General features: G+C 62.8%; 10 protein-coding genes. All 10 read left to right on the top strand.

Translation table 11 applies throughout. The features are described 5' to 3' along the window. Window positions 1-55 precede the first annotated feature (55 nt). The 10 genes from ACVK00_RS19680 (at window position 56) to ACVK00_RS19635 (ending at window position 23,702) form a co-directional block, all read left to right on the top strand. Entirely contained in the window at window positions 56-2,302 is a 2,247-nt protein-coding gene (locus tag ACVK00_RS19680) for a glycosyltransferase family protein (protein WP_284894822.1), read from the top strand. Window positions 2,303-2,372: 70 nt separating this feature from the next. Beyond that, window positions 2,373-4,580 carry a glycosyltransferase gene (locus ACVK00_RS19675; RefSeq protein WP_284894821.1) on the top strand — a complete coding sequence of 736 codons (2,208 nt, stop codon included), beginning with the start codon at window positions 2,373-2,375 and terminating at the stop codon, window positions 4,578-4,580. Window positions 4,581-4,660: 80 nt separating this feature from the next. Continuing rightward, the gene (locus ACVK00_RS19670) at window positions 4,661-8,281 is read left to right on the top strand and encodes a DUF6270 domain-containing protein (protein WP_284894820.1); all 3,621 of its coding nucleotides are present in this window, start codon (window positions 4,661-4,663) and stop codon (window positions 8,279-8,281) included. A 124-nt stretch (window positions 8,282-8,405) separates the two neighbouring features. Beyond that, a complete protein-coding gene (locus ACVK00_RS19665) occupies window positions 8,406-9,404 on the top strand; it encodes a CgeB family protein (RefSeq protein ID WP_284894819.1) in 999 nt (332 codons plus the stop codon). A 56-nt stretch (window positions 9,405-9,460) separates the two neighbouring features. Further along, complete coding sequence (locus ACVK00_RS19660) at window positions 9,461-10,198, top strand: SGNH/GDSL hydrolase family protein (protein ID WP_284894818.1); 738 nt, start codon at window positions 9,461-9,463, stop codon at window positions 10,196-10,198. Continuing rightward, window positions 10,138-12,396: a capsular polysaccharide biosynthesis protein gene (locus tag ACVK00_RS19655; protein WP_456826959.1), complete on the top strand. Its 2,259-nt coding sequence runs from the start codon at window positions 10,138-10,140 to the stop codon at window positions 12,394-12,396. Before ACVK00_RS19660 ends, ACVK00_RS19655 begins: the two co-directional genes overlap by 61 nt. A 226-nt stretch (window positions 12,397-12,622) precedes the next feature. Next, window positions 12,623-13,846 carry a capsule biosynthesis protein gene (locus tag ACVK00_RS19650; protein WP_284894816.1) on the top strand — a complete coding sequence of 408 codons (1,224 nt, stop codon included), beginning with the start codon at window positions 12,623-12,625 and terminating at the stop codon, window positions 13,844-13,846. After that, entirely contained in the window at window positions 13,833-14,618 is a 786-nt protein-coding gene (locus ACVK00_RS19645; protein ID WP_228906939.1) for an SDR family NAD(P)-dependent oxidoreductase, read from the top strand. The genes ACVK00_RS19650 and ACVK00_RS19645 overlap by 14 nt, the downstream gene beginning before the upstream one ends. A 1-nt stretch (window position 14,619) precedes the next feature. Continuing rightward, window positions 14,620-16,155, top strand: coding sequence for an LTA synthase family protein (locus tag ACVK00_RS19640; RefSeq protein ID WP_284894815.1), 1,536 nt, complete (start codon window positions 14,620-14,622; stop codon window positions 16,153-16,155). Then, window positions 16,152-23,702 (top strand): type I polyketide synthase, encoded by a 7,551-nt coding sequence (locus ACVK00_RS19635; RefSeq protein ID WP_284894814.1) that lies wholly within the window; start codon window positions 16,152-16,154, stop codon window positions 23,700-23,702. Before ACVK00_RS19640 ends, ACVK00_RS19635 begins: the two co-directional genes overlap by 4 nt. Window positions 23,703-23,718: the final 16 nt, after the last annotated feature.

The raw sequence follows: 23,718 nt of genomic DNA, 5'->3' as shown, positions 1-23,718 counted from the left end.
CAATCTTCCAGGCCGTTCGGACCGGTACTCCTCCAAACCGTTACGCCAGTACGCAATGAACAAGCAGACACCAGCGACACACAAGGCAATGACGACCACGGCGTCTTCCGAACGTGATCCCGCCGCGCTTGCAAGCATGATCGACTTGCTGCAGCGCGAGCTCGAAATCGCACAGTCCAAGCGTGGTGGTCACTACAAGAAGCTCACCTTAGAAATCGAGCGAAACGCAAAGCTGGCGAACGAGGTTTCGCGACTGAAGAACGCGCTCGATCAAACTTGGCTGGATGTTCCGGAGTTTCAGCGGGTCAACGAGGAGCTTGCGGACGCGCGCAAGCAAATCGCGAGCCTGCGCGCCGAACTGGATGTTGCCCAGCAGAAGAGAGCCGGACACTACGCGAAGCTTCAATACGAGATCGAGCGAAACAAGAAGCTCGAGAAGCAGGTCAGGATATTCGAGAGCGAACTCAATCGGGTGAACAATTCGCTGACCTGGGATCTTGGTAGCGCACTTGTCGGCACGAAAAGCATCCTTCAGGTCTTCACGCTGCCGTTGCGGTTATGGCAGGCTAATCAGCGCTATAAGCAGAAGGTGCTGAGGCGTCGCATGACGGGCAATGAAGCGAAGAGGATAGATGCCCCGGCGATCGTTACCCCGGCGCCCATTGTGGCACGTGCGCCGGAGCGACCCACGACGATCGACATTCCGCCCGGCGAGGATCTGTCGATTCTCGGATGGCCGGCACCACCGGCGCATTCGCCAGTCACGGCGATGACGGTTTTCGACGAATTCAGCCGCGAGTGCTTTGCGCCATACCTCAATCTGGTCGAGCCTCGGCCGGACAACTGGAAGGGTCTGTTGGCGCGCGACCAGCCGGAACTGCTGCTGATCGAATCCGCATGGCGTGGAAACAGGTCGTCGTGGCAGTACCGTGTCGGCTCCTACGCGCATCCGCCAGGACGCGAATTGCAAGCCATAGTAAACGGCTTCAAGGAGCGTGGCATTCCGACCGTATTCTGGAACAAGGAAGATCCCGTCCACTTCAACAACTTCATCGAGGCGGCAAGTCAGTTCGATTTCGTGTTTACGACGGCGGAGGAGGCGATGCCTCAGTACGCGGCACGCTCGTCCTCGAATGTGAATGTGCTGCCTTTCGCGTGCGAACCCGGACTGCACAATCCGATCGGTTCGAGCGATCGGAACGGGAAACTATGCTTTGCCGGTAGCTACTATGCCAACCGGTTCGCCGATCGCCGAGACGACCAGATCATGCTGCTCGATGCAGCGATGAAATACAAGCTCGACATATTCGACCGGAACCATGCGGCCGGCGCAAAGAGCGATTTCGCTTTTCCGGAGCGCTTCCAGGAGTGCATCCGCGGAAGCCTGCCGTATGAAGAAATGTCCCGGGCTTACCGTCGCTATAGCGTTTTCCTGAACGTGAATTCGGTGATCGATTCGCGGACGATGTTCTCGCGCCGGGTCTACGAGCTGCTCGCTTGTGGCACACCGGTCGTGAGTACGCGATCACTCGGAATCGACGAAACGTTCGGCAAGGACCTCGTCTGGACGGTAGACGATGCGAAGGAGGCCGACGAGGCGGTGCGCTCGTTGCTCGAATCGACGGACGAGTGGCGCCGAAGAAGCCTGAAGGGTATCCGTGCGGTGTTCTCCGAGCATACGTTCGCTCACCGGACACAGCAGATTCTCGATACGGTCGGCATCAAGAAGCGCGTCATTGAAGATATCCGCGTGCTGGTCTTCGCGGTAGTGGAAAACTCGAACGAAGCGCGACGCGTTGTCGACATGTTCGCCTCCCAGGCCGTGTCGGTATCGGCGAGACGATTGGTGCTATTTGTACGCAAGGGTTTGATCAAATTCCCCGACATGCCGGACGTGGAAGTCGTCTCGCCCGGGAATCATCTCGGCGAATCTGTCTTCCGTGCGAGCACTGCCTTCAACGCCACACATGTCGGCATGTTTTCTCCGCAGGCCTTCTACGGGAAGTGGTACCTGCAGGATCTGCTTCACGCATTTGTTTACAGCCAAGCGGATATCGTTGGAAAGCCCCGCGACGGCACGGACAGGTACGCATTCGATGTGGAGCGCGATCCTGAGGCGTGGCTGCTGCGTGTGAAGTCCGGTCAAAACCGAGCGCTCGACGTGCTGGGTCCCGATGGTGCTGTGCTGGACGGTCAAGGGTCACTGCGTTCGTTCTCGGCCGATTCGGCGAACTACTTGCCGGACGTCGCAAAAATGCCTGAGGCTGTGCTGCGCAACAAGATCTCTGCGATCCAGATCTGACCGACCCGAGTCGACGTGCCCGAGCATATGCGAGGCGACCTCAACTACGTTTGATATCTATCGTTAAAAAATGAAGGCCGGCAAACGCAAAGTACTTGTATGTGGTCACGACCAGAAGTTCTGGTATCCGCTCCAGTCGCATCTCGAGGCCACCGGCCTGTTTGAATTCAAAGAGGATTACTGGTCGGGCCATAACGACCATGATCCGAAGCAGACGCTCGAAATGATGGAGTGGGCGGATATCGTCGTGGCCGAGTGGGCACTCGGGAACGCCGTTTTCTGCGCAAAGCACAAGCGTGACGGCCAGCGCCTTGTCACGCGGTTGCATCTGCAGGAACGCAACACTCCGTATCCCGCGGAGATTGACTACCGGAAGATGGATGCGGTGGTGTTTGTCGGTCAGCACATATTGGACGAATGCGTCGTCAAATTTCCTATGCCGAAGGAGAAAGTGTGCGTGATCGGCAACTTCCTGGATTCGAAGCGCTTCCAGCAGGAAAAGATGGGAGGTAGCGAGTTCAATCTCGGCATGATCGGGATCGTGCCATCCCGCAAGCGTATCGATCTCGCGCTCGATACGTTGCGCCTGTTGCTGGAGAAGGATGAGCGCTACACGTTGCACATCAAGGGGGAGAGCCCGCAGAACTATCGCTGGCTGATGGCTCGTACCGCCGAACGCGAGTACTACACGAAGATATTCGAGGCGATCAATCGCAGTGACCTGCGACACAAGGTCGTATTCGATCCAGCCGGTGACGACGTGCACCAATGGTTCAGGAAGATCGGATTCCTGCTCTCGCCGTCGGATTTCGAAAGCTTCCATATGGCGGTGTCCGAGGGGATGTGCTCGCGTGCGATTCCGGTTGTATGGAACTGGGACGGTGCGAAAACTATCTATCCGCTGCTACCGCTCGTCGATTCGGCACAGGCTGCGGCGGACAACATCGATTTCTTCCGTAAATCGAATACCGGCGCGAGGCTCGCGTCGCAAGGATCGACGTTCATCGGGGACACGTACAGCGCCGATGTCGTTCGAGACCAGTGGCTTGACGTGCTGCTGCCGAAGCAATCCTCTGTGCCGGTCAACGCGATAGCGATCCGGCAGAAGCCGGTAGTGGTTGTGTGGGCGATTGACGCATGGCAGGGATTCCACCGCCGCGAAATGCTCGAGGCGCTGGCAAAGAATGCCGGAGACGCTTGCGATTTCCTCATCGTCGAACCTGGCAATCATTACGCGACCCTGCTCAAGGGAAATCCGGCGCTCGAAAGCGAGTTGCTGTTGTCATTGGATTTGAAGCCGGTTCGCGAAAGCGGCAATGTCGCGCGGATCCGACTTCTCACCGGAGGGTTCCCTGCCGGAGCCGACGTTCATACGTTGTTGAAAGCGAATAATGCCCTCGGCGAGATTGCCGAACGAATGGTCGCGCACCTGTATGGCGCCCGGAGCAAGGTCGTTCACTGGATCTACAAGCCGAACCAGAGAAAACATCTGCGCGAGAAGGCGACGTTCGTGTACGAGGTGTACGACGAATACACCGCCGATTTCAGTACCGGGGCAACTTATCCCGAAGTGGCGCGACTCGAGCCGGAGGTGCTCAGGGAGGCCGATCACGTGTTCTTCACGTCGCAGCCGCTCGCCGATCGCAAGAAGCATCATGCAGGCTCGTGGAGTCTGGTTGGAAACGGTGTTGCGTATGACGTGTTTGCGCGCTATCGCTGTTTCGATACAGCGAGCTCCGCCAAGCGAAAGTCGATCGGATATCTCGGCAATTTGAGCGATTTCTTCGACTGGAAAATGATGTCCGAAGTATGTGCGGAAATGCCGGAACTGGATTTCGTGTTCAACGGACAAGTCGAAAAACATCGATTGAAAGATGTCGAGGAATACGTCGAACGCCTGATGGCGCTCCCCAACGTGTTCTTTGCGGGACGTGTCAGTCGACCGGTTGGCGCTGCCGCTGTCGCACGATATGACGTGGCGATCATTCCTTTCGTCGTCAACGACGCCATGCACGCGGTCGAACCGCTGAAGCTCTGGGAATATTTCGCTGCCGGCAAGCCGGTCGTTTCGTCGCCGATGAACGCGGTGACGGTCAAGAGTCCGTTGCTGAAGGTAGCCGCCAGAAAGGTCGAGTGGATCAGGGCAATCAACGAATCGTTGAGCGAACTCGAGGAAGACATGCATCGCGAAGCGCGAATCGAGCTGGCGCAATCGCGCTCGTGGAGTGCCATGACATCCAATCATTGGGCGACCCTAAAGCGAATTGCCAACATTTGAGGGTATGTCAATCGATTGAGGATTCCGTCGAATACCGCGACGAGCGGGGCGCTGAATGTACCGGAAGTTCGAGAAATACGATGAAATTGCTGATTCTGGGTACATGCGTATCGAGGGATGCGCTGGAGTATGTGTCTGATGGCTCGATCGAACTATCGGATTACTACGCTCGGTCGTCGCTTGCGTCGCTCAATGCCGTTCCGTTTTCGGACGACATTCCGCGCAGCGTAGCCGACATTCCGTCTTCGTTCGGGCGCAGGGTCGTCGAGCGCGATCTGACGAAGCGCTTTTTCCGGGATGCGCTTGTCGACAAGGCTGATATCGTGCTGGTCGACCTCATCGACGAGCGATTCGATCTGTGGGTCGACGATCCGACGGGACGGTGTTGCACGCTGTCCGATGAAATCGTCCGTGCCGGATTTGCGCAGGAATACAAACGAGGCAGAGTGGTTCGCTCCGGCGGCACCGAATTCTGGGATCGATGGTGCGAGGGATGGACGCGCTTTGTCTCCTATGCGAGCGGTATGGGGCTCAAGCGTAATATTGCAATCAACAAGGTGTTCTGGGCGGAGCGAACTGTCTCCGGCCGGCAGTTCAGTTGGGGAGTCGCTGAAAACAATGCGTTGCTTGGCCGGATGTATGACTACATCTCTCGTGATCTGGCGCAGACGCAGTTCCTGGAGTATTCGCCTGAACTGCTGGTCGGCGATGACAATCATCGATGGGGCGTCTCGCCTTTTCACTACGTACCCGCCCTCTATCGGGAAACCATTCGGCTGCTCCACGAGTTTGATCGCTTCACCTGCGTGAACGCAGAGCAATATGAGCGTTGTACGGGCGATTCCATCGAGCTTTCCGCTTCATCCGCATTGGTTGTAGCGTCGGAGACCTCGAGCCGGGAACCAGCGGTGTTCGAAGCCGTGGAGATCGAGCAGGATGGTAGTCTTCTGCAGGCAAGGCTTCGGCGCTCGCCTCTCGCATTGGGTGCGAGCGTGACGCTGCGCAGAAACGGTGACATCGTTGACACGAAAAGCAGTGTCGAAGTCGAAGCAATTGTGTTCGAACTGGCGAAACGCGACGGAATATATTGGCTGGAAGCGGCCGCAGGCGAGGGTGGACCAAATGCGGCTGTGACGTTCTCGCGGCCAGTCTGTTGCAATCTTCCCAAGTATGGGAAGGAAGAGCGGGCAGCGTCGACAAATCAGCCGATGGCATTCGAGTATGTCATCGGCGGCCGGATCTTCCACGTGCTGTTTCGCCAGGGTGAAAAGCGCGAATTGCTGGTTCTCCTCTGTTCGGCACAAACGTTCTGCAAGGTTGCACCGATCGTCGGCACACGGGACGGGATAGGCGACGAACCGCGCCTCGGCAGCTCGTTGCTGTGCATCGTGGATTCGAATCGACACATTGATCAGATCCAGGTGTCGGCCCTTGAAAGATTGCAATGGGCCGACGACACCGTGTTCGCGGAATTGTCCTCCCTGGTGCGGGACACGGCCGAAAAATTGACGGTCGATGTTCCCGCAACCTATGTCTGCGGTATTGAATCGGACGGCATTTCCGCGTTGCGTCTGGCCGCGCTGCTTGATGGCGCGGCGGGGATCGCGGTGAATGTATTGTCAGACTTGACGAATCGTCTGGCCAATGAGAGATTGGCGGCCTCGCGAGGTATCGGGACGGAAAAAGGTCAAGTCGTGACCAATCCGGATTCGGGGCCGAGGGTTGTCGAAGTGCTGTCTTTTGTAAGGAAATCGTATAAATCACGATTTTTTGTATTCGAAGATATTCGTAACCGAGCCGCGTGGGAAAAATATTTTAAACCTGTCTGGACTGCAGTTGGTGGTATTTATCCGGATGTTGAGGCAAGTTCACCCGTGTCCGATGGGCAATATTTGAAAGCATACCGGAACAGCGCAAACGTTTGTTCCCTGGACGGCGAGGTGTTGATGAAAGAGATGTTTAGGCGATTGATTGGGCGAGATTCGCTGTATACGATCGAGTCGCTTGTGCTTACATCTGAAATCGTATGGTTCGACACCGGTGCGAAATTTGCCGATATTGTCATTCAGGCTCATGTTGGAAATTATCCGACTGGAAAGCGCGGGGCTTCACTCGTAGTATTCGAGTTTGATAACGAACCGGATGTGGTCGCGCTCGATCGGGCGGAAATCACCAAATCTGATTTCGGTTATTATCGATATCTCGATTCGTCCATTCACAACGATACTTTGGATTTTTTCGTCGATCTCGATGGCCTCGCCTGTCGACGATTTGGTTTGCGTACGTGGAGCTGGGCATACCCTATATTCATTAACAATCTTACTGTCAACCACAAGCCTTCGACTGTGCGTTCGATTGCGCAGGCCTATAGGGTAAGAAGCCTGGAGGCGTGGCGAGCGGATGACGACGGATTACCGCTGGTTCACGGTAACCTGCTTTCGGTTTGCGATTCGTGCGTTGGGGATGCCGGATGCGCTAATCATAACAAGCGCTGGCATTCCAACATGGCCGAGGCTAATAAGGCGAATCGGTACTACGGGGTCGAGGATCACCTGTTCGATGTTGATGGGCAGCAACTGTTCGCCAGGACCTATACAGGAAATCCGTCTTTTCTAGCCATTCCGAAGTCGCATGATGATTACCTGAAGTTCATTGGCGACAGCTCTCGGAACATGATCCGGAAGGCCGTGCGGCACGGTTACGAATACAAGGCAGCCAATCCAGACGATTATCCTGATGATATTCTCGAAATTCGGACTTCGACTGAGATTCGGCAAGGAAAAAAGATTCCCGAGTATTTTTATAGGCGCCCGCAGTCCATCCTGTTGAAGCATGCTTGCCCGAGACATCGCGAGATCTTCTTCGGTGTGTTCTTCGAAGGCAGAATTCGTGCATACATAACGATGTTCTGTTATGGAGAAATACTTCAGATAAATCACATATTGGGGCATCGTGACCACCTGAGTAGCGGCGTCATGAATCTGCTGATGAGTGAGGCCGTGCGGGTGATCATTGAAACGATGCCTTGGGTTCGTGGTATTAATTATCTGTATCAGGGCAACGTAGGCACCGGCCTCAACGTTTTCAAGTCGGGTTTGGGGTTTCGACGCTCAAGGGTGATGGTTTACGACGTCGGTCCGGATCTGGATGCAAAGGTAAAGCAGTACCTTGATATTGCCGAATATGACGACGCGGCTGAGGTGCTTCCTGCCCCTGCCGGCGAAAAAAACAGGAGGGTGGAAGGAAGGCGGATCAAGGAGGTCGAAATCGCATGGTCCGCTCACGTGGACAGGGACGACGCTTTACATGCGATCACCGAGCAACTGGGCGATCTGGCAAGGATCGCCGTGAGCGCTGACGGCGGAATCGGGCCGGACGATGTGCCATCGGGTGAGAACGGGTTTGTCGTCGAGTGCAAGGATCCTGCTGCCATTTCCCGGGTGCTGACAAAGGGATTAAAGGAACTCGGGACCATGCTTGACGCGGGCAACAAGGTCATCTTCCACATTCCGGCAGATCAGGTGGACTCCGGGGGGCGAATAGCGGATTTCCTGCAGCGTCGCTCCGGCGAGGACGCATTGAGCAAGGGAGCGGTGCGGAACATCTTCAAGGGAAGCCGCTTCGTGCCGACGCTAGTGGTGAAGTATGGTAAAGCAGACGACAAATGGTCGTCCCTGATCGTGGTGGACAAAATCGACTGACTTTCTCTCGAGATGGAAAGCGGGCGGTTGAATTTCGGAGTAATTGGTTCGTGGTGAAGTTTTACGTGAACATGCGTTGCGGGATCGCCGCCCGCTGCGTGATTCGGCCGCAGGCGATTGGGTGATGACGCATCCGAAACCGACCGTGGCGCTCGTCGCCGACCTGCTGACAAGCGCCAGCCTCGTGTATGACGCGCGCGTGGTGCCGGTCGGGCCCCTCGACTACCGCTGGCGCCTTCCATTGAGCCGGCCGGACTTCTTGCTCGTTGAGTCCGCCTGGGAGGGCCCGAAGGCGAAATGGAAATACAAAATTGCCTCTTATCCGGACCACCCGTTGCGAACCAATCTTGCGCTTGCGAAGTTGGTCGCGGCTGCGCGCGATCGCGGCATCCCGACGGTGTTCTGGAACAAGGAAGACGGTGTGCACTTTGACAGATTTGTCGAGAGCGCCAAGCTTTTCGATTATGTGTTTACGGTCGATGCCGGGAGCGTGCCGAAATATCGGGCTGCGCTCGGGAGCGGGGTGCCTGTCAACACCATGATGTTCGCGATCCAGCCACGGACACACGGATTCCAAGGATTCAATTTCAAGTATCACAGGGCGTCCTTCGTCGGAAGTTATGGCCGCCACGTTCACGAGCGTCGCCGGTATTGGCAGGACATACTGTTCGGCGCCGCATGCGGGTCCGGTCTCGGTCTGACGGTGGTCGACAGGAACTCGCAACGCAAGGCCCAGCACTACCGGTTTCCGAGTCTCCCCGATCTGGATGTGCTTCCGGCGATGTCGCATGCGGAAACCGCGTCGGTCTTTCGGGACTATCTGGTGTCGCTTAACGTCAATACGATCGAAGACTCGTCGACGATGTTTTCTCGCCGCTTGGTTGAGATCCTCGGTTGCGGAGGGATTGCAGTAACGAATCCCTCGCCTGCGGTCGATGCGCTGTTTCGCGACTACTGCTATCAGGTTCACGATATGGCGGAGGCGGAGGATCTCTTTGCGCGCCTCCTGCGCGGTCCGTCGTCGATCGACCTGGAGCGCGCGCGCGCGGGCGCCGAGTATGTGTTGAATCATCACACGTGGTCTCATCGCCTTCGTGAGATCGCGGCAGTGATCGCCGGATGAGAGCGAGGTCCGCACTTTCACGAGCGCTCCTCATATGGGGACGGACAGCATCGTGGATGATGCAGCGCCCGGTCGTCGACGTCCTGGTGATCGGCGACTCGCACGTTCGCGTCTTTGAACACGCCTGGTTCCAGGTCGCGTTGCCCAACGTGAAGTTCATGGTCGAATACGTGCCGGGTGCGACCGCGATCGGGATCGTCAATCGCCATTCAATCACATCCGCGTGGTCCAAATTCGATACGGCGCTTGACGAAATCGAGCGTGATCTCATCATCGTGAACTTGGGTGAAGTCGATACGGGATACTCCCTTTGGCGTCTCATGGAGACGCGCGGCGACGCAATGCCAGAAATATTCGACCGTGCGGTCGACAACTATTGTGAATATATAGGGGACCTGTCGAAGCGCGGGCGCATCGTTGTACTGAGTGCTCCGTTGCCGACGCTGAATGACGAAATGGCACGGAAAAATCGGGGTAATGCGATCCGCGAGCACGTCGATGCCACTCAGCGGCAACGGACGGAATTGACTCTGCAGTTCAACGCTCGCGTCATGGCGTTCTGCACCGGCATCGGCGTGTCGTATCTCGATTCCAGTCCTTCCGCGCTGGGTGCGAATGGCGTCGTGAAGGATTCGTGGCGCCGTAAGGATCTCGACCACCACTACGCACGATGGCCCTATGCACGAGATCTGGCGCGCCGCCTCGGACCGTTGCTTGAGGATATCGGGCGGGCTTGCCATCGCAGCTCGCAGGACGGTGCTGCGCGCGATGCAGACCACGAGGAGGCGCAGTGAGCGGGTGCAGGGAGTGGGGCGTTCCTATCTGGAGCGTCGGGCTATGGACGCTTCGCCGATCCGTCCTGCTGGATGCACGGGTGAAACTGTGCTGGCACTGGCAGGTCGGGCGGGCAACCGGATTTCTTGGCTGGGGGAAGCGGGAAAGCGGGGCGCGTGCTGAGCGCTGGGCCGGTGCCGCCGGGGTGTCGACGTTGAGACTCGAAGACGGCTTCCTCCGCTCCGTCTCCCTCGGCGTTCTCGGCGATGCCGCCTTGTCGATCGTCATCGACGATCTAGGCATCTACTACGACGCCAGCCGACCATCCCGTCTCGAGATGCTCGTGAAGGACGCCGCCGCGCTGCAGGGTGATCATGCCGATGAATGGCGGATCAAAGCCGACCACGCGATGTCCCTGATCGTTCGCCACGGCCTGTCGAAATACAACCACGCGCCCGATTTCGTTCCCCCCGACGACTGGCGTGACGACGCGATCCTGGTCATCGACCAGACCGGCGGCGACGTCGCTGTCCGCCTGGGCGGCGCCGACGCGTCGTCGTTCCGCGCGATGCTTGCCGCCGCGCTCGCCGAAAACCTCGGCAAGCCGGTCTGGATCAAGACCCATCCCGACGTGATGTGCGGCAAGAAAGCCGGTTATCTCGTCGACGCGGCATTCGACGATCCGCGCGTGCGCCTGCTGCCGGCCGATGTCAGTCCGCCTTCGCTGTTGAAGCGGGTCGGCAAGGTCTACGCCGTTTCGTCGCAAATGGGCTTCGAGGCGCTGCTGTGCGGCAAGCCGGTCGTGACATTCGGCTTGCCGTGGTACGCCGGCTGGGGGCTCACCGACGATCGCCATGCGCACGCACCGATCGTTGCCGCTCGTCGCGGCAACGCGACGCTGCACCAGCTGTTCGACGCAGCGTACCTGCGCTATTGCCGCTACATCGATCCGCAAACCGGCAGTCGCGGCACGATCTTCGACGTGATCGCCCATCTCGCGAAGCAGCGCCGGCTGAACGAAGTGACGAGAGGCGAGCTCGTGTGCGTCGGGCTGAGCCTGTGGAAGCGCAGCGTGGTCGCACCGTTTCTACGGCACGGCGGCGCGCGCGTGCGTTTCGTCGACTCGCCGGCGGCGCTGCGGCGTCTGCCGCCGGACGCGTCGCGGCGCGTCGTGCTATGGGGTGCGCGCCGTCCCGATGTCGCTGCGGTCGCACAGGAACTGGGCTTGCCCGTGCTTCGCATGGAGGACGGGTTCATCCGGTCCGTCGGGCTGGGCTCGAACCTGATCGCACCACTTTCGCTCGTGATCGACGATCTTGGCATCTATTTCGATCCGCGCACGCCGTCCCGGCTGGAGGCGCTCCTCGAGCGAGGCGGCTTCGACGATGCGGAACTCGCCGAGGCGCGCACCGTGCGCGCGGCGCTGGTCGATGCACGCATTGGCAAGTACAACGTCGGCAACGGTGGCGTCGTGCTGCCGTCGCCCCGCCCGGCGAAAGTGATTCTGGTGCCGGGGCAGGTCGAAGACGATGCATCGATCCGGACTGGCTCACCGTGGATCTCCACGAATCTCGGTTTGCTGTCGAGGGTGCGGGCCGCCCATCCCGACGCGTTCATCGTCTTCAAGCCGCATCCCGACGTCGTCAGCGGCAATCGCGCGGGTGCGGTTGCGCCGCACGACGCGCGCCGACTCGCCGATGCCGTGGCGCCTGAATCCGACGTGATCGCATGCGTCGAGCAGGCCGACGAAGTGCATACGATGACGTCGTTGACCGGCTTTGAGGCGCTGCTGCGCGGCAAGCGGGTCGTCTGCTACGGTGTGCCGTTCTATGCAGGCTGGGGGCTGACGCACGACGTCTTCGCGAGCGTATCGCCAGGCGCCGAGCACATGCCGATCGCCGGCGACAGGTCCGATACCCATCCGGTCTGGTCGCGTCGCACTCGCCGGCTGACGCTTGACGAGCTGATTGCCGGGACGCTGCTGCGCTATCCGCGTTATGTCCATCCGGTATCCCGCGCCGTGATCGACGCGCAACACGCAATCGGATTGTTGCACGCGCAGCGACAGTCGATGGGGCAGGGCAAGCTGAAGCGAAATCGGCTTGAGCAACAGTCCGGGAAAGTCAAGATGTGGGTGTTGACGACTTACTCGGAATATCGGATTTCGGCGCGCAAGACGCTTTACATGTCGCTGCAGCGCTGGCTCGCGAAGCTTTAGCCGGCGGTCATGGGGCAGTGCCGACGGTGTTCGATAACGCCAATCCGCGTTAGCGTTTTTTAGACGACTAAAGTTGTATGGTTATCTCGTAAAACGATACAATCGTTCACCTATAAATCCGGGGCTAAAAAATCGGGGCAGGGTGGTGATTTAAACTGCCGGCGCATTCGACGTTCATTTCGTTTACGTGCGTAAAAATATTGAAAAATGATAAATCATATTAATAATGCGACGCTCTTTTCTGGTTCTGCAGGGCACGGCATCGCCGTTCTTTAGCCGATTGGCCGAGGCGTTGCGGAGTCGCGGCCATCGCGTTCGCAGGATTAATTTCTGTGGAGGAGACCTGGCGTATTCCGGCAACGGCGCTGCGAGCGATTACACCGCGCATCCGGACGAGCTTGCCGCGTGGTATGCGACAACACTCCGAACCGGCGACGTGACGGATGTGATCCTGTTCGGCGACTGCCGGGCCATTCACCGGCCCGTGCATCCTGTCGCCCGCGATCACGGTGTCGCCGTGCATGTATTCGAGGAAGGATACGTGCGTCCGCATTGGCTGACACTCGAGCGCCATGGCGTGAATGGCCGCTCATTGCTGCCGCGCGATCCGGCGTGGTATCTGGATCAGCGCGGCGTAACGCCCCCGCGCGATCTCGGGCATGCCACCGGATATCGACTGGCCGTGCGTGCCTATCACGACATGCGCTATCGTGCGGCCAATACACTGTATCGGTCCCGTTTCCCGAATTATTGCAGCCATCGTCCGCGCAACGGTTTTGTCGAATACGCGGGACTGGCGACACGCGCGTTGAAACAACCGATATTCGATCGCGAGTCCGCGCGCGTGACGCAGGGTCTGCTTGGCGGGCGGCCCTATTATCTGTTTCCGCTCCAGGTCAATGCGGACGCGCAAATCGTCCACCATTCGCCATTCGGCAGCGTGCGCGCATCGATCGACGTCGTACTGCAATCATTCGCGCAGCACGCGCCCGACGGACACGACCTGCTGGTCAAGAACCATCCGCTGGACACGGGCGTGTTCGATTATCGCGGGCACGTCCGGCAGCTCGCGCGCGCGCTCGGGGTGGCCGATCGCGTGTCGTTCATCGACGCCGGCCACCTGCCGACGCTGCTCGATCATGCGCGTGGCGTGGTGCTGGTCAACAGTACGACCGGGATGTCGGCGCTTTACCACCATTGCCCGCTGATCGCACTGGGCGTGGCGATCTACGACATGCCGGGGCTGACGTGGCAAGGCGGGCTCGACAGCTTCTGGGCGCATGCCGAGCGGCCCGACGAAGGCTTGTTCCACGCCTTTCTGGATTATGTGATTCATCACACGCAGATCAACGGCGACTTCTATACGGATACCGGCATCGAGATGGCCGTGGCGGGTGCCGTGCGACGACTGGAGGCCACCCACGTGGAGATCGATCATGCGTTCGCATGAGCCGCGTCATGTCGTGATCACCGGCGCGACTGCCGGACTCGGGCGTGCGCTGGCGCTCGCCTATGCCGCGCCCGGCGTCGTTGTCGGGTTGATCGGCCGCGATGCCGCGCGCCTCGACGACGTCGCGGCTGCCTGCCGGGCGCGTGGCGCGGCGGTTGAATGCGGTCGCGTCGACGTATGCGACGCCGAAGCGATGTGCACGTGGCTGAACGCGTTCGACGACACGCATCCGATCGATCTGCTGATCGCGAACGCGGGCGTGGCGAGCACGCTGGCGCACGCCGACGATTGGGAGGAACTCGAGCGCACGGCCGTGGTGGTCGATACGAATCTGTACGGTGCGCTGCATGCGGTGCTGCCGGTGATCGCCCGCATGCGCGCGCGCCGTCGTGGCCACGTTGCGATGGTCAGTTCGCTCGCCGCGTTGCGCGGGATGGCGATTTCGCCCGCCTATTGCGCGAGCAAGGCGGCGATCAAGGCCTATGGCGATTCGGTGCGGCCGGTACTCGCACGCGACGGCATCAGGATGTCGATCGTGCTGCCCGGATTCGTGAAGACCGCGATGAGCGACGTATTCCCGGGTGACAAGCCGTTCATGTGGTCGGCCGATCGCGCCGCGCGGCATATCCGCCGCAGGCTGCACGCGGGACGCGCGGAAATCGCGTTTCCGGGCGCGCTCGCCTTCGGGATGCGTTTGCTGACGCTGTTGCCGGCGCTGCTCGCCGATGCGATTCTCGGCAAGCTGTCGTACTTGCCGCGCGAGGGGCGCTAGCATGTCCGGCACGCTGGCACTCGTCTACGCGATGGCATTGGCCGCGTCGTTCGGCCTGGATGCCGTCGCGGTGCCGCGTGCGCCGTTGCGCAGGTCCTGGCGTGCCGTGCTGCTGCATGTGGCGGCCGTGTCGTTCGTTGGCGCCTGCGTGCTGATCGCTACGTCGCGGCCGGTGTTTTCCGCTGGCATCGCGGCGGCGCTGGTGGCGCTGCTGGCCGCCATCAGCAACGCGAAGTTCGAATCGCTGCGCGAACCCTTCGTCTTCACCGATCTCAGCCTGTTCAGCCAGTTGTTTGCCCATCCGCGGCTCTATCTGCCGTTCCTGAGCGTCGGCAAGGTCGTCGCGATCGCGGCCGGCGTTTTGCTGCTCGTCGCGGGCTGCCTGCTTGACCATGCGGCGGCACCTGCGCGCGCGGTCACCGCGGCCGTCGCACTCGCCTGTCTACTGATCGGGGCGCGGCTGGCCGCACGCTTGCCATTGACGCTCGATGCGGCGGTGGACCAGCAGCGACATGGCTTCTTCGCGGTGTTCGTCGCCTATTTGCTCAATGGTCTGCGGCCCGCAACGCTGAAGACGTTCGCCGCCGCGGCCGGTGCGAGCCGGTTCTCGTCCGGCTCGCCGTCGCGCACGCCTGACGTCGTCGTGATTCAGAGCGAGTCGTTCTTCGATATCCGGCGCGCGACGTCCGCGATCGCGCCGTCGCTGCTGTCGGCGTTCGATCGAGCTCGGCGCGAAGCCGTCGCGCACGGCAAGCTGACCGTTCCCGCATGGGGCGCGAATACGATGCGCACGGAGTTCGCGGTGCTCACGGGCATTCCCGCCGATCAACTTGGATACGCGCGCTTCTATCCGTATGCGTTTCTGCGCAAGATGTGCCCGTCGCTTGCCGGGTGGTTCAGGCGCGGCGGCTACAGGACGCTCGCGGTGCATCCGTATCACGCGGATTTCTTCGGGCGCGATCGCGTGTTTCCGCTGATGCACTTCGACGCGTTCATGGACATTCGCAGCTTCGACGGTCGTGCGTGCGTCGGGCCGTACGTCGCGGACGCGGCCGTCGCCGACGCGATCATCGACGTGCTGGACGCACCGCGCGAGCAACCCGTGTTCGTCTTCGCGATGACGATGGAGAACCACGGGCCGCTTCATCTGGAGACGGTGGCCGCCGGTGAAGCGGCTCGCTACCATGCGCTCGGCGAAGACGACGCGTGGCACGATCTGACCGCATACCTGCGTCACCTCGATAACGCCAACCGGATGATCGCGCGACTGCTCGATCATCTGAGGCAAAGCGACCGCGAGACGATCGTCTGCTTCTACGGAGACCACGTGCCGGCCATGCGGCGCGTGTTCGACAAGCTCGGTGTGCTGCCCGATCGCAGCGATTATTTCGTCTGGAAGAATGATGCGAGCGCCAACGTCCGCGCACAGGAGATCCGGGCAGAAGAACTGGGCCGAATACTGATGTCGGCCGTCACCCATTCGAACGAGCCGCGTGCGTGTGATCGCAATGCGCTGGCCAAATCAGAAAGAGCATGAACAAGCAAATAGCGATCATCGGGATGGCGTGTCGGTTCCCCGGTGGCGTCGAGAGTCCCGACGACTTCTGGCAACTGCTGCGCGACGAACGCGATGCCGTGACCGCCATTCCGCCGGACCGTTTCGGTACGGCGTTCTACCAGCACCCGTCGAAACGGGAGCCGGGAAAGAGCTATACGTTCGCGGCGGGCGTCGTCGACGACGTCGCGGGATTCGATGCCGAATTCTTCGGCATCTCGCCGCGCGAGGCGGCGCAAATGGATCCGCAGCAGCGGCTGTTGCTCGAACTCGCATGGGAGGCGTTCGAAGACGCCGGCGTGCGTCCCGCCGCGATGCGCGGACGCGACTGCGGCGTATTCGTCGGCGTGGCGGGCATGGATTACGGCAACCGCAATATGGACGACATGAACACGATCGATCCGTATTCGGCAACCGGTAACACGCTCAGCATCGCGTCGAACCGCGTGTCCTACCTGTTCGACTTGCGCGGCCCGAGTATGTCGGTCGACACCGCATGCTCGTCCTCGCTCGTCGCGCTCCATCAGGCGGTCCGCGCGCTGCAGTCCGGCGAGACCGCGATGGCGCTGGCCGGCGGCGTCAACCTGCTGCTGCATCCGTTCGGTTTCGTCAGTTTCTCGAAGGCGTCGATGCTGTCGCCGCGCGGCCGTTGCCGCGCGTTCGATGCGACCGGCGACGGCTACGTGCGCGCCGAAGGCGGCGCGTTCGTGCTGCTCAAGCCGCTTGACCAGGCGCTGGCCGATGGCGACACGATCCACGCGGTCATCGCCGGATCGGGCGTGAATTCGGATGGCCATTCGCACGGCGGCATCAATGTGCCGGCGGCGGCGACGCAGGCCGACCTGCTGCGCGCCGTCTATCGACGAGCGGGCGTCGACCCGCGCACGCTCGCCTATCTCGAGGCGCATGGCACGGGCACCGCGGTCGGCGATCCGATCGAGGCGCGTGCGTTGATCGACGCGGTATCGGGCGGCCGGCCCGAGTCCGATCCGCTGCTGATCGGCTCGGTCAAGACCAATATCGGACACCTCGAAACGGCATCGGGCATGGCGGGCCTGCTGAAGGCCGTGCTGTGCCTGAAGCACCGCGCGGTGCCGCGCTCGCTGCATTTCGACACGCCGAATCCCCGCATCGATTTCGAAGGCGGCCGCTTGCGCGTGGTCGATCGGTTCACGCCGCTCGAGCGCGGCGATGCACCGCTGACGATCGGCATCAACTCGTTCGGCTTCGGTGGCACGAATGCACACGTCGTCATCACCGAAGCGGCGGCGCCGGCGCCGGCCGCGCAGTCGGTTGCGACGATCGATGCGCCGCTGCCGCCGCTTGTCCTTGCCGCACGCTCGCCGGCCGCGCTGGCAGCTGTCGCCGCACGTCATCTCGCACGCTTGCAGTCCGGTGCCGACTGGACCGCGCTCGCGGCGGCAGCCGCGCGGCGTCGCCAGTGGCTCGAGCATCGCGCGGTCGTCGCACCGGCCGATCGGGCGGAAGGGCTGGCGGCGCTCGCGGCACTGGCCGAGCCGTCGGAGCACGGTTTGCCGGCGTGTGCCGTGCAGGGGGAGGCTGTTGAAGGCGACGCGCCGGTCGCGTTCGTCTACTCGGGCAACGGCTGTCAATGGGCCGGGATGGGCAAGCGACTCTATGCCGAGGATGCCGTGTTTCGCGCGGCACTCGACGAAGTCGACGCGCTTTGGCGTGCGGACGGCAACGCATCGCTCGTCGAAGTCATGTGCGAAGGCGTCGACGCCGAATGGCTCGCCGCGACCGAGAACGCGCAGCCACTGTTGTTCGCGATGCAGGTCGGCATCACGCGTGTACTGAGCGCGCGCGGCATCCGCTTCGATGCAGCGGTCGGCCATAGTGTCGGCGAGATCGCCGCGGCCTGGGCGTCCGGTGCGCTCACGCTCGCCCAGGCCGTGCGCGTGATCCGGATTCGCAGCGGCGCCCAAGGCCTGACGCGCGGCGCGGGCAGGATGGCGGCGGCCGGTATCGGCGAAGCCGCGGCGCGCGACTGGATCGCGCGTCTCGATCTCGCCGCGGCCATTGAAATCGCGGGCACCAACAGCCCCGACGCGGTGACGCTCGCGGGCTCGCAAGCCGCGCTCGAGGCGATCGGTGCGGCATTGACGGGCGCGGGCCATTTCTACCAGATGCTCGAGCTCGACTACGCGTTCCACAGCCGCCGCATGGACGCGATCGAGCCGGTCGTGCGCGACGGGCTGGCCGATCTCGCGCCGCGCGATACTCATACGCGATTCGTGTCGACGGTGACCGGCGACACGCTGCCGGGTACCGCGCTCGATGCGGGTTACTGGTGGCGCAACATTCGCGAGCCGGTCCGTTTCGGCGACGCAATTGCGCGCCTGGCCGACGATCGCGTGCGCGTGTTCATCGAGATCGCGCCGCACGCGATCCTGCGCACGTATGTGAAGCAGACGCTGGCCGCGCGCAACGCGCCGGGCGTCGTCGTGCCGACACTCAAGCGTCAGCACGATAGCGCGGAGATGCTCGCCCATTCGGTCCTGTCGGCGGTCGCGCAGGGCGCGCGTGTCGATCTGGACCGCTTCGTTCCCGACGCGCCGCATGCCGCGCTGCCGACCTATCCGTGGCAGCGCGAGCGTTACTGGCTGGTGCCGAGCGTCGAGGGCTACGGGCTCGTGAACCGGCGCGTCGATCATCCGCTGCTCGGCTATCGCCTGCACGAGCACGCGTTCGCCTGGGAGAACCAGCTCGATCCGCAGCGCGTGCCGATGCTCGCCGATCATGTGGTCGACGGTGGCGTTGCGTTCCCGGGCGCCGGTTATGTCGAAATGGCGCTCGCGGCGGCGTGCACGTTCTTCGGCACACCGGAGGTGGCCATCGAGAACGTCGAGATCCGCATGCCGGTCGTGTTCCAGCCGCAGCATGCGAAGCTGTTCCGGTTCGTAATCGACGTGCGCACCGCGTCGTTTACGATCGAGACGCGCGACCGGATGACGGAAGGTCCGTGGAACCTGAACGTGACGGGGCGCCTGCTCGAAAGCGGCAATACGCTCGACGCCGACAGCACGCCGGATGCTTCTGTCATCGCGCACCTGCAGTCGCGTCCGGCACTGTCCGGTGACGCGCTGTATGCAGGCACGACGGCAATCGGTCTGAGCTACGGACCGGCGTTCCGGTGGGTGCGGTCGCTGCGCGTGTCGGGCGACGACGCGCTGGCCGAGCTCGAGATGCCGTCGGTCCTTGCCGACGCGCATGCGCGGTCGGACTATCTGCTGCATCCCGCGCTGATGGACAGCGGCTTCCATCCGCTGTTCGCCGTGCTGGGGCAGGCCGGCGCCGCGCCGGATGATGCGCATGCGGCATTCGTTCCGGTCCAGATCGGCCGCGTGGATTGCCTGAGCGGCGAATCGATTCGCCGCGTGCTGGCGCGCATTCATCGTCGCAGCCCGCATTCGATCGTCGCGTCGTTCGAATTCATCGATGCGCACGGCAAGATCGTCGCGCGCCTTGGCGCGTGCCGCTTCCGTCGCGTCGATCTCGCCGGGCGCCGTCATGGCGTGCCCGCGCGCTTTGCCTATGTGCTCGAAGCGCGGCCGCTGCCGGCCGGTTATACGGCCGACGCGCTGCCGCCGCCGGGTGTGCTCGTCGAGCGTGCGAATGCGCATGTCGCGGCACGTGAGGACTTCACGCGCCGCACACGGCATCTGACCGAAATGCTGCCGCTGCTCGACGTGCTTGCCGGTCTGCACGCGCTCGATGCGCTGGATGCGCTTCGCGCATTCGCCCAGCCGGCACGCCTGGCGCACACCGACTCGCAACAGGTCGCGCGACTGGCGGAGATCGTCGTCGAGGATGGGCTGGCCCGCTTCGAAGGCGATCGTCTGGTTCGCGATGACGACGCCTGCGCGGCGATGCCCGAGCGTGACGCGCTGTGGCGCGACGTGCTGGCGGCATCGCCGGCCCATGTCGCCGAACTGACGTTGCTGGCGCACGTCGGGGCGGTGCTGCCGCGCGTGCTGCGCGACGCGTCGCCCGCGGGCGCGCTGCTGTCGTCCACCGGCCGCAGTCTGATCGAACAGTTCTTCGATGCATCGCCGACGTGGGCGCATGCGCGCGCGCTGCTCGCCGCCTGCGTGACGGAGGCTGTCGCGGCGTGGCGGGACGCACGTCGCTTGCGTGTACTGGAGATCGGTACCGCGAACGGCGACGTGCTGCAACCGCTCGACGTGGACGTGCCGGCCGGTCGCTGCGAATACATGCTGGCGGGTACGCAGCAGCAGCTTGCCGGGTTCGACGCGGACGCGCACGCTCATGTGCGGACGCTGGCGTTTGCGACCGACGCGCCGCTGTTCTCGCAATGCCGCGATACGACGCCGTTCGACGTCGTGATCGTCAACCGGATGCTGGGCGATCACCCGGACCCGCTCGCCGCGCTGACGGCGATCGCCGAACGGCTCGCGCCGGGCGGGCTCGTCGTCATCGCCGATGCGCGCCGCAGCCGCTTCTCCGACATCGTGTTCGGCGCGGCTGGCGGCGAAGTTGCCGCCAGCACGTATGGCACGCTGGCGCCCGCCGCGATCGTGTCGATGTGCGAACGCGCCGGGCTGGTCGAGGCGGTGCGCGATATCGAGCAAGGCCTCGATCTCGAAGGCGTGCCGACGTTCGTCGTCGCGCGCAAGCCGGCTGCCGACGTGCAAATGGCAGCCGACGATCGAGCGCATCGCATGGCCGGGAACGACGGCGCGCACTGGCTGATCGTGCAGGATGATGACGATGCGTTCGGCATCGCCGTGGCGGGCGAACTCGAGCGACTGGGTTGCAGCGTCGAGTCGGCATCGGTGTGTGATGCCGCGGCATGGTCGGCGCGCCAGCCGGCCGAGCATCCGGCGCATGTCGTGTTCGTTGCGCCGCTCGCGTCGCTGGACACGGCCGACGGTGCGGCCGTGATGCGCGCGCAGCAAGGCGGCGCGCTCGCGCTGGCATCGCTCGTGCGCGACCTCGATGCGGCCGGCGCCACGGAGCGCGGCCGACTGTGTGTCGTGACGCGCGGCGGTGCGCCGTTCGCAACCGGTGCATCGTCACATCCCGAACAGGGAACGTTGTGGGGTCTCGGCCGTGTGATGGCGAACGAGTATCCGACGCTGCCGATTCGGTTGATCGACGTCGATCAGGCCGTCGCACAACCGGCGCTGCCGCTTGCGATGGCGCTGCTTGGCGACGATGGCGAGGAAGAAGTGCTGCTTGCGCCGCAGGGCCGCTACGTGCCACGCATGCTGCCGGCCGCGCAGGCGGCCGAGCGTGAGCGCGCGCAGCCGAGCGCATCGGATCATCCGGGCGCACGGCTCGCCTTCGACATGCCGGGTTCGTTGCGCAACCTCGAATGGTTCGCGATGCCGGCACGCGATCTCGCCGCCGGAGAAGTCGAGATCGAGCCGATGGCGACGGGGCTCAATTTCCGCGACGTGATGTACGCGATGGGGCTGCTGTCGGACGAGGCCGTCGAGACGGGCTTCGCGGGCGCGACGATCGGCATGGAAATGTCGGGGCGGGTCGCCCGGGTCGGCCCGGACGTCGACGGCTTTGCGCCGGGCGACGCGGTGCTGGGTTTCGCGCCGGCATCGTTCGCGACGCGCGTGGTCACGCGCGCAACCGCGATCGCACGCAAGCCCGAGTCGATGTCGTTCGAGGAGGCCGCCACCGTCCCGACGACGTTCTTCACCGCGTACTACGCGCTGTGCGAACTGGCGCGGCTGCGGCGCGGCGAGCGCGTGCTGGTGCACGGCGGCGCGGGCGGGGTCGGCATCGCGGCGATCCAGATCGCGCGGCATCTGGGTGCGGAAGTCTTCGCCACGGCCGGCAGCGACGAGAAGCGCGAGTTCATTCGCCTGCTTGGCGTCGAGCGCGTGTTCGATTCGCGCAGCCTCGCGTTCGCCGACGAGATCCGCGCGCGCACGAACGGCGAAGGCGTCGACATCGTGCTCAACTCGCTCGCCGGCGAGGCGATGGTGCGCAGCATCGATACGCTGCGCCCGTTCGGCCGCTTCCTCGAACTCGGCAAGCGCGATTTCTACGAGAACAGCCAGATCGGCCTGCGGCCGTTCCGCAACAACATCAGCTATTTCGGCATCGACGCCGATCAGTTGATGGGCGTGCTGCCGTCGCTGACGACCCGGCTGTTCGAGGAAGTGATGGGCCTGTTCTCGGCCGGCGTGCTGCATCCGTTGCCGTACCGCGCATTCCCGGCCGCGCGTGCGGAGGAGGCGTTCCGCTACATGCAGCAGGCGCGCCAGATCGGCAAGGTGCTCGTCACCTATCCGTCCGGCACGCCGGTACCGACGCGTGGTGTCGCATTGCCGACGCTGTGGCTCGACCCGGATGCCGCGTATCTGATCGTCGGCGGCACCGGCGGGCTGGGATTCGCGACCGCACGCTGGATGATCGAGCGCGGCGCGCGGCATGTGACGCTCGCGAGCCGCGGCGGCGCACTGGGCGCCGAGATGCTGGCGGAAGCCGGTCGCTGGCGCGACACGCTCGGCGCGGACGTGTCGGTCGCGCGATGCGACGTGACCGACGGCGCGGCCCTCGACGGCCTCGTCGACGAGATCGAGCGTCGCGGGACGCCGCTCAAGGGTGTGCTGCATTCGGCGATGCGGATCGACGACGGGCTGCTGCGCAACGTCGACGACGCGCGCTTCGCGGCCGTGCTCGAACCGAAGGTGGCGGGCGCATGGAACCTGCATCGCGCGACGCAGCGTTGCGCGCTCGATTTCTTCGTCGTGTATTCGTCGGCGACGACCTATCTCGGCAATCCGGGGCAGGGCGCGTATGTCGCCGCCAACGGTTTCCTCGAGGCGCTGGTCGCGCATCGTCGCGCGGCCGGTCAGCCGGCCATGTTCATGGCGTGGGGGCCGATCGAGGACGTCGGTTTCCTCGCGCGCAACGCAGGCACGCGCGAGGCGTTGCAGTCGCGTATCGGCGGTGCGTCGATCACGTCGAACGAGGCGATGGCCGCGCTCGAACGCGCGCTGGCGCAAGGAGGCGCCGGCGAAGCCGTCGTGCGTCTGGACTGGGGCGCCGTCTCGCGCGGCATGCCGGCCGCGCACGCGCGGCGTTACGCTGCGTTGCAGGCGGGTGGAGCGGCCGAGACGTCGAGCGAGGATCGCGTGTTGCTGGAGCAGGTGCGTGCGTTGCCGCCTGCCGACGCTGTCGCGCTCGTCGAGACGGCACTGCGCGGCCAGATCGCGCGGATTCTGCACATGTCGCCGGAGCGTGTCGATGCCGGCCGGTCGGTCCTCGATCTCGGGATGGATTCGCTGATGGGCATGGAGCTCGGCATGGCCGTCGAGGAGACGTTCGGCGTCAAGCTGTCGATCATGGCGATCGCGGAAGGCGCGACGGTGCATACGCTGGCCGAGCGCATCGTCGAGTTGCTCGATACGCAGAGCGGCGACGAGAAAGCCACGGCGGCGGACGAACTGGCGCAAGCGCTGGTCGCGCGGCATGCGCTGGGTGATGAAGCGCGGGCCCAGCTCGAGCGGGGTGCAAATTGAACGAGCCAGGCAGCGA

Source organism: Burkholderia sp. PvR073 (assembly GCF_054055695.1).
This window is presented reverse-complemented; position numbering and strand designations above follow the sequence as displayed.

Bases quoted from the DNA above. Each gene is read 5' to 3' on its own strand.
- ACVK00_RS19680 (WP_284894822.1), top strand. From the start codon at position 56: ATGAACAAGCAGACACCAGCGACACACAAGGCAATGACGACCACGGCG.
- ACVK00_RS19675 (WP_284894821.1), top strand. From the start codon at position 2,373: ATGAAGGCCGGCAAACGCAAAGTACTTGTATGTGGTCACGACCAGAAG.
- ACVK00_RS19670 (WP_284894820.1), top strand. From the start codon at position 4,661: ATGAAATTGCTGATTCTGGGTACATGCGTATCGAGGGATGCGCTGGAG.
- ACVK00_RS19665 (WP_284894819.1), top strand. From the start codon at position 8,406: ATGACGCATCCGAAACCGACCGTGGCGCTCGTCGCCGACCTGCTGACA.
- ACVK00_RS19660 (WP_284894818.1), top strand. From the start codon at position 9,461: ATGATGCAGCGCCCGGTCGTCGACGTCCTGGTGATCGGCGACTCGCAC.
- ACVK00_RS19650 (WP_284894816.1), top strand. From the start codon at position 12,623: ATGCGACGCTCTTTTCTGGTTCTGCAGGGCACGGCATCGCCGTTCTTT.
- ACVK00_RS19645 (WP_228906939.1), top strand. From the start codon at position 13,833: ATGCGTTCGCATGAGCCGCGTCATGTCGTGATCACCGGCGCGACTGCC.
- ACVK00_RS19640 (WP_284894815.1), top strand. From the start codon at position 14,620: ATGTCCGGCACGCTGGCACTCGTCTACGCGATGGCATTGGCCGCGTCG.
- ACVK00_RS19635 (WP_284894814.1), top strand. From the start codon at position 16,152: ATGAACAAGCAAATAGCGATCATCGGGATGGCGTGTCGGTTCCCCGGT.